The 14671-nt window shown below is 69.5% G+C and carries 10 protein-coding genes and 1 tRNA gene; 2 read left to right on the top strand and 9 right to left on the bottom strand.

The genetic code is table 11. The features are described 5' to 3' along the window. Positions 1-56 precede the first annotated feature (56 nt). A complete protein-coding gene (locus tag O7605_RS21660) occupies positions 57-2342 on the top strand; it encodes a glycoside hydrolase family 3 C-terminal domain-containing protein (RefSeq protein WP_269740836.1) in 2286 nt (761 codons plus the stop codon). Positions 2343-2514: 172 nt separating this feature from the next. Here O7605_RS21660 and O7605_RS21655 read toward each other — a convergent pair whose 3' ends face one another. Further along, the gene (locus tag O7605_RS21655; RefSeq protein WP_269740835.1) at positions 2515-3414 is read right to left on the bottom strand and encodes an alpha/beta hydrolase family protein; all 900 of its coding nucleotides are present in this window, start codon (positions 3412-3414) and stop codon (positions 2515-2517) included. A 480-nt stretch (positions 3415-3894) separates the two neighbouring features. Between O7605_RS21655 and O7605_RS21650 the strand changes: the two genes are divergently transcribed. Then, positions 3895-5925 (top strand): alpha-L-rhamnosidase-related protein, encoded by a 2031-nt coding sequence (locus O7605_RS21650; RefSeq protein WP_269740834.1) that lies wholly within the window; start codon positions 3895-3897, stop codon positions 5923-5925. A 525-nt stretch (positions 5926-6450) separates the two neighbouring features. Here the strand turns inward: O7605_RS21650 and O7605_RS21645 are convergent. From O7605_RS21645 to O7605_RS21610, 8 genes are all read right to left on the bottom strand, one after another. Beyond that, positions 6451-7602, bottom strand: coding sequence for a tyrosine-type recombinase/integrase (locus O7605_RS21645; protein ID WP_269740833.1), 1152 nt, complete (start codon positions 7600-7602; stop codon positions 6451-6453). 522 nt (positions 7603-8124) lie between these two features. Further along, a tRNA-Pro gene (locus O7605_RS21640) sits at positions 8125-8198 on the bottom strand. A 150-nt stretch (positions 8199-8348) separates the two neighbouring features. Next, positions 8349-9749: a ribosome biogenesis GTPase Der gene (der, locus tag O7605_RS21635; RefSeq protein WP_269740832.1), complete on the bottom strand. Its 1401-nt coding sequence runs from the start codon at positions 9747-9749 to the stop codon at positions 8349-8351. Beyond that, a complete protein-coding gene (cmk, locus tag O7605_RS21630) occupies positions 9746-10426 on the bottom strand; it encodes a (d)CMP kinase (RefSeq protein ID WP_269740831.1) in 681 nt (226 codons plus the stop codon). The genes der and cmk overlap by 4 nt, the downstream gene beginning before the upstream one ends. Before the next feature lie 147 nt (positions 10427-10573). Next, positions 10574-11344: a pseudouridine synthase gene (locus O7605_RS21625; RefSeq protein ID WP_269740830.1), complete on the bottom strand. Its 771-nt coding sequence runs from the start codon at positions 11342-11344 to the stop codon at positions 10574-10576. Next, the gene (gene scpB / locus O7605_RS21620) at positions 11331-12293 is read right to left on the bottom strand and encodes an SMC-Scp complex subunit ScpB (protein ID WP_269740829.1); all 963 of its coding nucleotides are present in this window, start codon (positions 12291-12293) and stop codon (positions 11331-11333) included. The genes O7605_RS21625 and scpB overlap by 14 nt, the downstream gene beginning before the upstream one ends. Beyond that, a complete protein-coding gene (locus tag O7605_RS21615; RefSeq protein WP_443083959.1) occupies positions 12290-13477 on the bottom strand; it encodes a segregation and condensation protein A in 1188 nt (395 codons plus the stop codon). The genes scpB and O7605_RS21615 overlap by 4 nt, the downstream gene beginning before the upstream one ends. A 46-nt stretch (positions 13478-13523) precedes the next feature. Next, complete coding sequence (locus O7605_RS21610) at positions 13524-14447, bottom strand: ParA family protein (RefSeq protein ID WP_093409734.1); 924 nt, start codon at positions 14445-14447, stop codon at positions 13524-13526. Positions 14448-14671: the final 224 nt, after the last annotated feature.

The following is a 14671-nucleotide window of genomic DNA, read 5'->3' as shown; positions in this document are numbered from 1 at the left end:
ACTCGCTGACCCGACGCTGCCGGTGCGGACACGTCCCAGGAACGGAGAACACGTCGATGACAATGGCCGATCTGCTACCCGAGCTGACGCTCGAGGAGAAGGCGGCGCTCTGCCTGGGTTCGACCTTCTGGCACACCTCGCCGGTGCACCGGCTGGGCATCCCGGCGGTCATGCTGGCCGACGGTCCGCACGGGTTGCGCCGTCAGCCGGACGGCAACCAGGCCGGCATCTCCGGCAGTCTGCCGGCCACCTGCTTTCCGACCGCTTCCGCGCTCGGCTCGTCCTGGGATCCGGAGCTCGTGCGCCGGATCGGCGCGGCGATCGGCGTGGAGGCCCGGGCACAGGGAGTGGGCGTGGTCCTCGGCCCCGGCGTCAACATCAAGCGGTCACCGTTGTGCGGGCGCAACTTCGAGTACTTCTCCGAAGACCCTCTCCTGACTGGAGCACTCGGCGAGGCGCACGTCACCGGCGTGCAGAGCCAGGGCGTCGGCGCCTGCGTCAAGCACTTCGCCGCCAACAACCAGGAGACCGACCGGCTGCGGGTCAGCGCTGAGGTAGACGAACGGACCCTGCGGGAGATCTACCTACCGCACTTCGAACGCGTCGTCACCCGGGCCCAGCCGTGGCTGGTGATGTGCGCCTACAACCGGATCAACGGCACTTACGCCTCCGAGCACGGCTGGCTGCTCACCGACGTCCTGCGTACCGAATGGGGTTTCGACGGCGTCGTGGTCTCCGACTGGGGCGCCGTGCACGACCGGGTGGCCGCGCTGGCCGCCGGGCTCGACCTGGAGATGCCACCGAACCTCGGGGTGAGCGACGCGGCGCTCGTCGCGGCGGTACGCGGCGGCACGCTCGACGAGCACCTCCTCGACCGGGCGGCGCTCCGCATCCTGCGCCTTGTCGACCAGGCACTGGCCGCCGGCCCGCCGCCCGCTGCCGACGACGCGGTGGCCGGCTTCGACGTCGACGCCCACCACGCGCTGGCCCGTACGGCGGCCGCCGATTGCGCGGTGCTGCTCAAGAACGAGGCAGATCTGCTGCCACTACGTCCGTCGGCCGGCGACGTGATCGCGGTGATCGGCGAGTTCGCCCGTACGCCACGCTTTCAGGGCGCCGGCAGCTCGCAGGTCAACCCGACCCGCCTCGACGTGGCGCTGGAGGAACTGCGTGCCGCGGTGCCGACCGGCGTCCACGTGCCCTTCGCCGCCGGATTCGGCATCCAGACCACAGACCAGGACCACCAGTTGGCAGCCGAGGCCGTCGCGCTTGCGGCCCGCGCCGGCACGGTGGTCGTCTTCCTCGGTCTGCCCGGTGCTGCCGAGTCCGAAGGTGCAGACCGGCCCCACATCGCGCTGCCGGACAATCAGACCGCACTGTTGCCCCGCCTCGCCGCCGCCAACCCGAACCTCGTGGTTGTCCTGGCCAACGGCTCCGCCGTGCGGCTGGCCGACTGGGACGGCCACGCCCGGGCGATCCTGGAAACCTGGCTGTCCGGCCAGGCGGCCGGGGGCGCGACCGCGGACCTGCTCCTCGGCACCGTCGAGCCCGCCGGCCGCCTCGCGGAAACCCTGCCGCTGCGGCTCGAGGACACCCCGGCGTACCTCAACTTCCCCGGCGAGGACGGCCACGTCCGGTACGGCGAAGGCGTATTCGTCGGCTACCGGGGATACGACGCCGTCGGCCGCGACGTCGCCTATCCCTTCGGTCACGGCCTGTCCTACACCACCTTCGACTACCGCGACCTGACGGTGACGGTCACCGGACGCGTCGAGGACGGCGACCTGACCGTCGCCGTGTCCTGCACCGTCGCCAAAACCGGACGAAGGCCCGGCAAAGAGGTGGTCCAGCTCTACGTCGGCGCTCCGCAGTCCCAGGTGGCTCGCCCGATCCGCGAGCTGAAGGACTTCGTCAAGGTCGACCTCGCACCCGGCGCCGCCGAGCGGGTCAGTCTCACTCTCAGCGCCCGCGACCTGTCCTACTGGTCGACCGGGCAACGCCGCTGGGTCCTCCAGGCGGGCACGTTCGACATCGGGATCGGACGTTCCTCCCGCGACCTACGCCTGAGCGCCACCGTCGAGATCGACGCCCCACCGGTTCCCGTACGCCTCGACGCCGAGGCGACACTACGGGAGTGGCTGGCGGACCCGGCCGGCGCCGATGCGCTGCGCCGGGTTGTCGGCGTCGACGCCACGGGCCGCCCGCGCGGTATCCTGGGCGACCACGAGGCGATGACCGTCCTGGGTGACTTCCCGCTGCGTACCCTCACCGCGTTCCCCGGCCTCGGCATCGACCGTACGGTGCTGGCCGTTCTGCTCGACCGGCTTGACACGACGGGTTGAACCGCTCGCAGCAGCCGGCGCAGGGGCGGGGTGCTCCCGATCCGACAGGTCGTCGTCCATCTCGCACGTCCTTCACCGGAAGATCGGTCCGAACACCACACCCGGTGTCCGGACCGATCTCCGGTGGTCAGCACCTGCTGCCATACGACCTGACGTGCAGGTGGATCAGGCGTCAGATCAGCGGGCAGCTGTTGCGGTACTGCCTGATGCCGGATCGGTCGTTGAGGGGGCAGAGGAAGGGGGCGTAGCGGGTGTCGCTGTCGATGAATATCTTCAGCCACGGGATCATCGTGCGGGCGAGTGTGGTGCTCGGCTGTCCGATGTAGTTGTGACCCGCGCCCGTCACCTCGATGTAGGCACGCTCGGTGGCGGCAGGGATGGTGTTGTACAAGCTGGTCAGGCGTGCCGGCGTCACGAGCGTGTCGTTCTGCATGGCGTAAATCAACGTCGGCACCCGATCGTTGGCCAGGCTGCCCGACGGCAGGTGGGGTGCGTTCCCGATCGTCGCCTTCAGCGTCGGCCGCCGCAGGGCCGCGTCGAGGGCGCCACCGCCGCCCATGGAATGCCCCATCACCGCGAGGCGGTTGGCGTCGAGGCGGCTACGCACTGAGCTGCGTTGGGTCAGGTAGTCCAGTGCCGCGAGCAGTTGGGTGCCACGGCTGGTAGGGCTGTCGTTGAGATTGTTGGTCTCGATCCCGAACACGACGAAGCCCTGCGATGCCAGCCGCGGTCCCAGCCACGAGATGCCGGACCAGGTGCCGTTGAGCCCCGGCGAGATCGCGATCCCGCCGAAGGTGCCCTGGCTGGTGCTGGTCGGGTAGTAGATCACCCCACCGCCGAATCCGTTGCCCCGGGGCACCGTTATCGAGGCGATGGCGAAGGGTCCGGTGGTGGCCGCGATGCTGGCGGCGGTCGGATTCGGACCACGCTGATACGGGCTGGCGGCGGTGGCCGGGCTCGCCACCGTCGTCGCGGCGAGCAGGCCCAGGACGATCGCGACACCACCCAGTGCCCTACGGATCGGCGATGGGCGCGGCTGCCGTGGCGCCAGCTCAGTTTCCTCGTTCGACATGCAGCATTCCTCCTTCTTGTTTCACAGGCGGGAAACCCGCCCTTAAGCGACGGGATGGGTGCGGGACGGGATCGAGTGAGGCCGAAGCGATCACGATATTGAATCGTTTCATCGCCTATGGCGCTTTGACGTTAAACCAGCACATAGGAGTTCGTCAATAATTACCTAGACACCCGGCCGCCCGCCGAGACGCGATCACCGTTGCACGCGCGGCGCCCGCTCTGACGGCAGGCCAATCCGACGCAATCTCCTGCACCCGGGCGGGGTTCCCGATGGCCGGTCGCGGTCAATGCGGGCCACCTCGCCGGCGCACCCCTTGACGCGGCCAACGACCCGTTCGTACGCTATCGACAAGCTGCGATGTGAAACGTTTCATTGATTCGCCCTCGATGAAACGTTCTACGGCTTCCTTCCACCACCCCACTGCGCACCACAGCATGCCCGCATCGGCAGTTTCATCCCGTCCCCCTGGAGGTCCAGGTGCTCAAGGCTGTCCTTCTTCCTCAACGCAGACCGCTCAGCGGCACACGTGTCGCCCTCACCGCTGTCGTCGCCATCGCGACCTGCGTCGCCGCGACCCTGCTGTCCGTGCAGGGCGCCAAGGCCGCACCGCCCACGTGGCCAGCCAACCCGAACTGGCAGAGCCTTGTGCCCGCTCCCACCAGTGACAACGTGCGTCCCGTCCAGATCGTTCGCACCAGCGGTTCGGTGACCAACGCCGGGGCGCTGATCGGTCAGGGCAGCGGATCGACCACGCTGCGCACCACGTCGAGCAGTTCACCGGCCACCGTGGTGCTCGACTTCGGCAAGGAGGTCGGCGGCAATCCCTACGCCAGCGTCTCCTCGTCGACGCCCTCCGGCGGATCCTCGAACACCCTGCGGGTCACCACCAGCGAGGCCCTGCCCTTCCTCACCGCGAACAGCAGCGGAATCTACAACAACGACAACGGCTCCCCCATCACCCTGAGCGTGACCGGCGCCCGGACCTACACGGGCGGTCTGCGGGGCGGCCTGCGCTTCATGGCGGTCCAGCTGACCACCCCCGGTACGTTGACGCTGACCGCTGCCGGCCTCACCTTCCGGGCCTACCGCGCCACACCGGACAGGTACCAGGGCTGGTTCATGTCCAGCGACGACCAGCTCAACCGCATGTGGTACGCCGGCGCCTACACCGCCCAGATGGACATGGTGCCGGTCGGCGTGGCCTCCTGTTTCAATATGCCCGTCGTGTTCGACGGCGCCAAGCGCGACCGGGCGATCTGGTCCGGCGACCTGCTCATCACGAACCCGGTGATGCAGCTCTCCCTCGGCACCAACAGCGTCCCGTACGTCAAGGGCTCCATCGACAGCATCATGAACCTTCAGGCATCGAACGGCCGGCTGACCAGCGCGGTCGGCTTCCGTGGGTGCGGCAAGTTCGACTACGCGGTGACCTACTCGGCGTACTCGGCCATCATCGCCATCCAGTACTACCGCTACACCGGCGACACGCCGTACATCACGGCCCTGCGGCCCAAGCTTCAAGCGGCGGCCGCCTATCATGCGACGCGGCTCAACGCCAACGGTCTCGTCGTGACCAACGACCCGGACTACTGGCAGACCACCCAGAACGGCGAGGTGACTGAATACAGCCTCGCCTACTACGAGTTGCTCCAGAACATGATCTGGATGGAGAGCAGGGTCGGCACCGCCGCCAGGGTCACCGAGTACACCAACAAGGCCACCGCGTTGCGCAACGCCATCAACGCGCGGCTGTGGAACGCATCGGCCGGCCTCTACAAGCACACCTACGACCGGCCGAACGTCTTCCCGCTGGACGCGAACATGAACGCGATCCGGCTGGGCGTCGCGCCGCCGGAACGGGTGCAGGGCATCCTCACGTACTTCAGGAGCCGGTGGCAGACGCACGGTAGTCAGATCAGTCAGCCGGCACCGAGCATGGCCGATCCATACGGCCACACAATCGAACCGCTCAACAACACCTGGGAGGTCATGGCCCGCTTCGACAGTGGAGACACGGCCGGCGCCGTCGAACTCCTGCGTCGGCACTGGGGCATCCAGGTCGATCCGAACAGCGGTTACTACACCGGGACCTTCTGGGAGTTCGTCAACAGCAATGGTCTCCCGTCACGTGGCTTCGACAGCCTGGCCCACGCCTGGGGAGCCGGCCCGACCCAGCTGATCACCGAGTCGATCCTCGGGCCGACTGCGGTAAATCCGGGGTACTCGACCTGGCAGGTGAAGCCGAGGCCGGCCACCCTGAACTGGGCACAGGGCCAGGTGCCCACAGCGCGGGGAGCACTCACGGTCAGGTGGGCCCGTGACACCGCCAACCAGTTCCGTATCCAGGTGACAGCGCCGGCCGGCACGAGCGGTCAGGTCTGGGTACCGCTACTGTCGGCGTCCGCCACCACGACGCCACCCCCCGGCGCCACGTTCGTCCGCCGCGACGGCGCTTACGACGTCTACAACGTGAGTGCCGGAACTTTCGAGTTCACCTCAGCGCCGTAGTCAGCCGGCACCCCCGCGGACGAGCACTGCTCGGCGGGTCGTGACAGGCAGGGTAAGAGCCCGTGGCCACCGTGAAGGCGAGCGGTGGTCACGGGCCGAGCGGTCTCGTTCCGCAGACTTTCCCCGACATTCGACAGACCGCCAGCGGGCACGATCACCACCCGCAGCGTCGAGGGCTACCGGTCAACGGGGCCAGCGCGCTGCTGTTCCGCGACGGTGAGAGTGGTGGCGAGTTCAAGCCCCGTCTGCTGTGTTCTTCCCACGTCCGAGCGCGAGCGCCAGCTCGGTCGCGGCCACGGCCATCTGGGCGAGCGGCTGGTGAGCGACAGGATCGTCTCGTTAACCCGTCCAGCCGGCGGGTCTGCATCGGGACGATCCGCGGTGTGAACGAACCCGCACAATTCCGCGGGATCTGGATCCGCACCGGGCCCGACCTCAGTAGAACCCGACGTGGAGAACGCGGTTTACCACTGTTGACGTCGTCGACCGCTCCGTGGTCGGGTTTGCCTGGCAGTTCGACCCGGTTTAGCTTGATCTTGAACCTTGGGTTGGTTCGTATCGACCCTGGCTGATCATGGTCGCAGCCCTTGGCTGATCGTTCTTCTGCGGTGGTTCGGTGAGCAGTTGGGCGATGTGTTCGGTGGCTTGTCGGCGGCGGGTGGCGTTGATGCGGGTGTAGTAGCGCATGAGGGTGCCTGGGTCGTGGCCGAGTCGTTCGGCGACTTCGTGGATGCCGTATCCGGCGTCGAGGTAGGTGCAGGCGAGCAGGTGCCGGATCTGGTGGGGTCCGATGGGGCGGACTCCGGCGCGGGTGGCGAGGTGGTTGAAGCGGCTGGTGACGTTGTCGGGCCGCAGGGGTTGGCCGGTGCGGCCGGTGAACATGTACCCCGAACCGGACGCCGGCATCGTGGTGGTGAGGGTCGTGAGGATGACTGGGTCGAGGATGAGGGTTCGGGTGCTGTTGTGGGACTTGGGTGGCTTGTCGCGGACTCGGCTGGCCGGGTCTTCGACGACGCGTTGCCGGCGGACGGTGAGGGTGGCCAGGTCCGGTTCCAGGTCGCGCCACTGCAGGCCGCACAGTTCACCGCGTCGTAGGCCGGTGACCAGCAGCAGCCGCCACAGCGGGTAGAGCCGGTCATGGTGGACGTGGTCGAGGAAGCGGCGCGCTTCGGTGAGGGTCCAGACAGGCCGCAGGGTGTCGCTTTCGCGTGGCCGGTGCGCGCCGAGGGTCAAGCCGGTCTGTTCGCCGTATGCCTTGGTCAGCACGAGGTCGAGGGTGCGCAGGGTGGTGCGGGAGTAGCCGGCCGCTTCCAGGTGGCGGTAGGCGCGCTCGGTCATCCGGGCGCTGAGCCGCGAGCCTCGCACCGTGCCCAGGTAGGGGTAGATCAGGCTGAGCAGCCACGTGTAGTTGTAGACAGTGTTCGCCTGTAGCTCCTGCTCACGGGCACGAAGCCAGTCCCGGCAGAGGGTTTCGACGGTGTCGGTGAGCCTCAGCCGAACGGTCCGCGCGTCACGTTGGCGGCTGAGCCGACGGTACTCGGCCAACGCCGTCTTCTCCGTCACGAACCCCGTCCGACGGGCCTGCATCCGCGCCCCGTTACGGTCACGTCCCATCTCCAACCGGAACCCGTACAACCCGGTGACCGGATCCCGAACGATCACACCACCATCGACCACGACGAACCTCCTCACCGCCCGGCAATCACCTCCAGCACTGGAGGCCCACCCCAGCCATCGGAACCCCGCCACCCGCAGACACGACGGACCAACTGCCCGCCGCAGAACACAAGCGGCCGCCCATTCGATGCGGGTCGGTCATGAGCGGCGGCGGGAAGGACCGACGTCACCGTACGGACATCCGTGTCGAAGGTGTGTCAGGACCATCTACAAAGGACGACGTCGAGACCTGAGGTAAGCCCTGCCGGGCCGCGGTGCCAAGACGCAGGAAGCCTCCGGGCCGCATGGCAGAGAACAAGGCCGTTACGCCTGCTCAAGCGGCCTGCACCGTCATCGCGATCTCTACCGAACTCCGCACAACATCGGATGCCGCCGAGCCACGCGCGCTCGTCGCCCGGGCGCAGGCAGGACGGCGATCGACCTCAGACCGTACGCTCGTACGGGCAGAATCAAGTGTCAAAACCTGATCAACACATCCATAGATATAAGTGAAAAAGGCCAGCTGAGCTGGCCTTTTTCAAGTCGGGACGGCCGGATTCGAACCGACGACCCCTTGACCCCCAGTCAAGTGCGCTACCAAGCTGCGCCACGTCCCGATGCCACCGCCAGCCGTAGCCCGCGACAGCCGGTACAGCTTAGCGCAGCTACTCCCTCCCGTCGCACAGCCCCCACCCATGCCACCACCCCTACAGCGTCCTAGGAGGATAGGTGGAAGGGGTAGGGCGTGGGTGTCGGCGTGGCTGGGGTCAGCCGTGGGCCTTGCCGCGACCGCCGGGGCCGAGCTTCTTACGGGGACGTACCGAAATCTCGATCGGGCTGCCCTCGAAGCCGAACTCCTCGCGCAGCTTGCGCTCGACGAAGCGCTGGTAGCCGGCGTCCAGCGGACCGGTGGTGAAGAGGACGAAGCGTGGCGGGGCCACGCCGGCCTGGGTGGCGAACAGGATCCGGGGTGCCCGGCCGCCGCGCACCGGGTGCGGGGTGGCCTGGACCAGGGCGGTGAGCCACGCGTTGAGCTGCGCGGTGGGGATCCGGGTCTCCCAGCTGTCCAGCGCCCGGTGCAGGGCGGCGGCGAGCTTGTCGACCGCCCGGCCGGTCTTCGCCGACAGGTTCAGCCGGATCGCCCAGGGAATCCGCCGCAGTTCCCGTTCGATCTCCTTGTCCAGGTAGTACCGGCGGTCGGCATCGACCAGGTCCCACTTGTTGAAGGCGATCACCAGCGCCCGGCCGGACTCGGTCACCATGGACAGGATCCGCTGGTCCTGCTCGCTGATCGGCTCGCTGGAGTCGAGCAGCACCACCGCCACCTCGGCCGCCTCGATCGCCGAGGCGGTACGCAGGCTGGCGTAGTACTCGGTGCCGCTGGCTCGGCCGACCCGCTTGCGCAGCCCGGCCGTGTCCACCAGGTGCCAGGTGTCGCCGCCGATGGTGACCAGGCTGTCCACCGGGTCGACGGTGGTGCCGGCGACGGCGTCGACCACCGCCCGTTCCTCGCCGGAGAAACGGTTCAGCAGGCTGGACTTGCCGACGTTCGGCCGGCCCACCAGCGCCACCCGACGTGGGCCCCGGGGGCGGTACTCGGCCACCTTCGGTGCCTCCGGCAGCGCCGCCAGGATGGCGTCGAGCAGGTCGCCGGAGCCCCGGCCGTGCAGGGCCGAGACCGGATGCGGTTCGCCGAGGCCGAGGGACCACAGCGAGGTGGCCTCCAACTCGATGCTGGCGTTGTCGGCTTTGTTGGCCACCAGGATCACCGGCTTGGCGCTGCGGCGCAACATCTTCACCGCCGCCTCGTCGACGTCGGTGGAGCCGACCGTCGCGTCGACCACGAAGACCACCACGTCGGCGGTGGCCACGGCGGTCTCCGCCTGGGCCGCGATCGCCGCGGCGCGATCCTTCGCGTCCGGTTCCCAACCGCCGGTGTCCACCACGGTGAACGCCCGCCCGGACCACTGCGCGTCGTAGGGCACCCGGTCGCGGGTCACCCCCGGCACGTCCTCGACCACCGCCTGACGGCGGCCGATGATGCGGTTCACCAGCGTGGACTTGCCGACGTTGGGACGGCCGACCACGGCCACCACCGGCTGCGGACCGGTCTGCTCCTCGGTGTCCAGGTCGGGCTCACGCAGCTCGATCCAGCCGTCGTCGCTCACGCCACTGACCGTTCGACAAGTAGTGCCCGCAGCCGCGCCACGACCTCGTCGATGCCCAGCTCGGTGGTGTCCAGGACCACCGCGTCCGGCGCCTGGGCCAGCGGATCGGCCTTGCGGGTCGAGTCCAGCTGGTCGCGTCGGGCCAGGTCGGCGGCGGTGGCCGCGACATCGGAGGCGTTCTCGGCGCTGCGTCGCGCGGCCCGCGCCGCCGCCGACGCGGTCAGGTACACCTTCAGGTCGGCGTCGGGGGCCACCACGGAACCGATGTCCCGACCCTCGACCACGATCCGGCCCGCCTTGATGATCATGTCGCGTTGACGGGCCACCAGCAGCGCCCGGACCGCCGGCACGGCGGCCACCGCCGAGACGGCGGCGGTCACCTCGGGGCCACGGATGTCGGCCTCGACGTTCACTCCGTCGACAGTCACGCCGTACCCGGTGGGGTCGGTGCCGATGCGCAGGTCCACCTCGCCGGCGACCTTCGCCACCGCCTGCGTGTCGGTCAGGTCGACGCCGGAGCGCAGCACCGCCCAGGTGATCGCCCGGTACATCGCACCCGTGTCGAGGTAACGCCCGCCGAGGCTCGTGGCGAGCCGTCGGGAGACGGTGGACTTCCCCGAACCGGACGGCCCGTCCACAGCGACCACGCAGCGCCCGGCCGGCACGTTTTCCTCCACCGTCGTCCTCCTCAGCCCGTACCTCACGATCCGTCGGAAACGACCGCGAGCGGTTGACCACACATGTCCAATGATGCCCGGCGTCGTGGCGCGCCACCGGCCGGGCCGTCAGGCAGCCTACCCGCAGCCGTACCCGCCACCGCCGCCTCAGTCACCCACGGCCTTGAACAGGGCGGCGACCTCCGCGTTGGTCAGCCTCCGGGTCCGCCCGGCACGCAGGTCGCCGAGCCGGATCGGCCCGATGGAGGTACGCACCAGCCGGCTCACCGGGTGGCCGACCTCCGCGAGCAGCCGCCGTACGATGTGTTTGCGGCCTTCGTGCAGGGTCAGCTCGACCTGGGCGGTACGCCCCAGACTGTCCACCACCCGGAAGGCGTCGACGGTCACCGGGCCGTCCTCCAGCTCGATCCCGGCCGACAGCCGCTTACCCAGGTTGCGCGGGATCGGGCCGGAGACCTCGCACAGGTAGGTTTTCGGCACCCCGTAGGAGGGATGCGTCAGCCGGTGCGCCAGGTGGCCGTCGTTGGTGAGCAGCAGCAGCCCCTCGCTGTCGGCGTCGAGCCGCCCGACGTGGTAGACACGCTGTTCGACCCGGTTGCCGAGGAAGTCGGCGAGCGCGGTGCGTCCCTTCTCGTCCGCCATGGTGGAGACCACCCCGCGCGGCTTGTTCATCGCCAGGTACACCAGCCGGGTGTCGGCCGCCAGCCGCTCGCCGTCGACGTGGATGACCGCCGTGGTCGGGTCGACCTTGTCGCCGAGCTGCGCCACCCGCCCGTCGACCGTCACCCGCCGCCGGAAGATCAGGTCCTCGCAGGCCCGCCGGGAGCCGACACCGGCGGCGGCGAGCACCTTCTGCAGGCGCTCCGGGCCGGTGTAGACCGGGGCGTCGGGGCGGGGGGTGCGGTCATCGCGCGGCATCGGCAAGCTCTTCCACGTCGTCGGGCAGGAACGGGGCCAGGGGCGGCAGGTCGTCGAGGCTGTTCAGGCCGAGCTTCTCCAGGAACAGGGTGCTCGTCCGGTACAGGTGGGCCCCGCTGTCGGACTCGATGCCACATTCCTCGACCAGGCCGCGAGTGACCAGGGTACGGATCACCCCGTCGCAGTTGACACCGCGGATGGCGGAGATGCGCGACCGGGTCACCGGCTGCTTGTACGCCACCACCGCCAGGGTCTCCAGCGCGGCCTGGGTCAGTCGCACCGACTGCCCGTCGAGCACGAACCGCTCGACGTAGGTGGCGTATTCCGGCCGGGTGTAGAGCCGCCACCCGCCCGCCGCCCGCCGCAGCTCGAAGCCGTGACCGGCGGCGGCGAAGCCGGCGGCGATCTCGTCCAGCATCGGGCCGATCCGCTCGGCCGGCTGCTCCAGCACCTGGGCGAGGACCAGCTCGCTCACCGGTTCGTCGACCACCAGCAGGATCGCCTCCAGCGCGCCACGCAACTCCGCGTCGTCGAGTTCCGGCGGCGGCTCCGCTACCGGCCGGGCCCTCGCTGCTGACCGCTTCCGCCCCGGACCCGAGGCCCCCTCCCCCGAGACATTTGCCCCCAGGTCACGTCCCGAGACCCCCTCCCCCGTGACGCCCTCTGCCGAGACCCCCTCCCCCGTGACGCCCTCTGCCGAGATCTCCTCCCCCGTCTCTCCATCATCGCCGACCCGCCCCCCAGCGCGCTCCTCGACCAGTTCGATCTTGGACGAAGACCGACCCTGGAGGGGCACCTGCGGACCAAGATCTGCGGCGTCCGCGGCGGGTGGGGTGGGGTCGGTGGGTGGGGTGGGGTTCTCTGGTGGGGCGGGAGCCGGGCGCTGCCACGGTGGAATCCAGGCGGCGGCCTGGTCGGCCAGGGAATCCGGCCGCTCTTCGTTGCTCATCCAGCTCGCTCCTCGGTCGTTCCCATCGCCCCAGCCTGGCCGGGCCCAGCACCCTCGGCATCAGCACCTTCAGCGCCAACACCGCCCACGCCAGCCCTCGCACGAACACCGCCGTCAGCATTGACACCACCGACACCGACACCGCCAGCACCAGCACCAGCACCAGCACCAGCACCAGCACCAGCCTCGCCGAGCCCAGCATCGCCAGCATCGGCGTCACCGGTGCTCGCAGTGTCACCAGCACCGTCCGCCGCCACCGGTCCGCCATCCGGCGGCGGGCCAGCAGGCGACTCCGGCCCGGAAGGCGGTTCGGTGGAGGGCTCGGGTGGGGTGCCCGCGTACTCGTCGATGGTCAGGGCCGGGCCGCCGTCGGCCGGACCCGTCCAGCGGACGGTCAACTCCTCGAGCGCCTGCTCCTGGACGAAGGCCACCACACCCTGCCGGTACAACTCCAGCAGGGCGAGGAACCGGGCCACCACCTCGAGGGTGGCCTCGCAGTCGGCACAGAGCAGCGAGAAGCTGGCGGTGCCGGCCCGACGCAGCCGTTCGGCGATGATGTCGGCGTGCTCCCGGACACTGACCCGGACCATGTGCACGTGGGCGACGGAGACCTCGGGTACCGGTTTCGGGGTCATCGCCCGTACCGCCAGCTTGAGCAGCCGCTGCGGGCCGATCCCCAGCACCAGGTCGGGCAGGGCCCCGGCGTAGCGGGCTTCGAGGGTGACGGCCCGGGGGTAGCGGCGACCGCCGACCTCCTCCAGCGCGGCGATGTGCGCCGCCGCCTCCTTGTACGCCTTGTACTGCAACAACCGGGCGAAGAGCAGGTCCCGCGCCTCCAGCAGGGCCAGGTCCTCCGGGTCCTCGACCTCGGCGGCGGGCAGCAACCGCGCGGCCTTCAGGTCGAGCAGGGTCGCGGCGACCAGCAGGAACTCGCTCGCCTCGTCCAGGTCCCAGTCGTCGCCCATGGCCCGGATGTAGGCGATGAACTCGTCGGTCACCTGGTGCAGGGCGACCTCGGTGACGTCGAGCTTGTGTTTGCCGATCAGTTGCAGCAGCAGGTCGAACGGGCCGGTGAAGTTGGCCAGCCGTACGGTGAACCCGGTCGCGTCCGTCGGCGCGGGTGGGTCGGCCACCACGGGCTGCGGTGCCGCCGGGGCGGTCGGGTCGAGGGGCGGGGCGCTCACGCCGACGACGGTAGTCCACGGTCGGGACACCTCGGTTCCGCGCCTCCTACCGCTCGGCCTGCGCGGCGATCACCTCGCGGGCCAGCTGACGGTAGTTGCGGGCCCCCGAGGAGGCCGGGTCGAGCGTGGTGATGGGTGAGCCGGCGACGGTGGACTCGGGGAACTTCACGGTCTTGGTGATCACGGTCTGGTAGACCTTGTCGCCGAACGCCTCCACCACCCGCTGGAGCACCTGACGGCAGTGGGTGGTGCGGCTGTCGTACATGGTGGCGAGGATGCCCTCGAGTTCCAGGTCGAAGTTGAGCCGCTCGCGGACCTTGTCGATGGTGTCCAGCAGCAGCGCCACCCCGCGCAGGCTGAAGAACTCGCACTCCAGCGGGATGAGCACGCCGTGCGCGACGGTCAACGCGTTGATCGCCAGCAGGCCCAGCGACGGCTGGCAGTCGATCAGGATGTAGTCGTACTCCTTGCGGATGCTCTTGAGCACCCGGGCCAGGGCCATCTCGCGGGCGACCTCGTTGACCAGTTGGATCTCGGCGGCGGAGAGGTCGATGTTGGCCGGCAGCAGGTGCAGCCCGGCCACGTCGGTCTTGATGAGCACGTCGTCGGCGGTGACGTCGTCCTGCATGAGCAGGTTGTAGACCGACAGATCCAGGTTGTGCGGGTTGACGCCCAGCCCCACCGAGAGGGCACCCTGCGGGTCGAAGTCGACGAGCAGCACCTTGCGGCCGTACTCGGCCAGCGCGGCACCGAGGTTGATCGTCGTGGTGGTCTTGCCGACCCCGCCCTTCTGGTTGGCCATCGCGATGATGCGGGCCGGCCCGTGCCGGTCGGTGGGCATCGGCTCGGGGATCGGCTTACGCATGGTGTAGGCGGCCGGGTCCGCCGGGCCCAGATCCGAGCCGAGGGCGTTCTGCTGCTCGCGGAGCTCCGTCGTCCAGGTCTCGGCACGGTCACCGTTGCCAGCCATGTCCTCGTTGCCCCCTCCCGGCGACCGTGCGGCATCGGAGCCGCCCGACGTCCTTCGCGGCGCCGCTGCGCACCCCGGTCCACTCGCCGCGAGGGCCGCGCCATGCCGACTGTACGCCACCGGCCAGCAGGGCGTTCGGCACCCGCTCGGCGTGTCGGACGGCGGCTGCGGCCACCGGCAGGTCAGGCCACCGACGCGCGGTGCGCGGCGGCAGACATCGGCTG

The sequence above is a fragment of the Verrucosispora sp. WMMA2121 genome (assembly GCF_027460185.1).
GTDB lineage: Bacteria > Actinomycetota > Actinomycetes > Mycobacteriales > Micromonosporaceae > Micromonospora > Micromonospora palythoicola.
The sequence above is the reverse complement of the archived record's forward strand: the minus strand, read 5'-3'. Positions and strand labels throughout refer to the sequence as shown.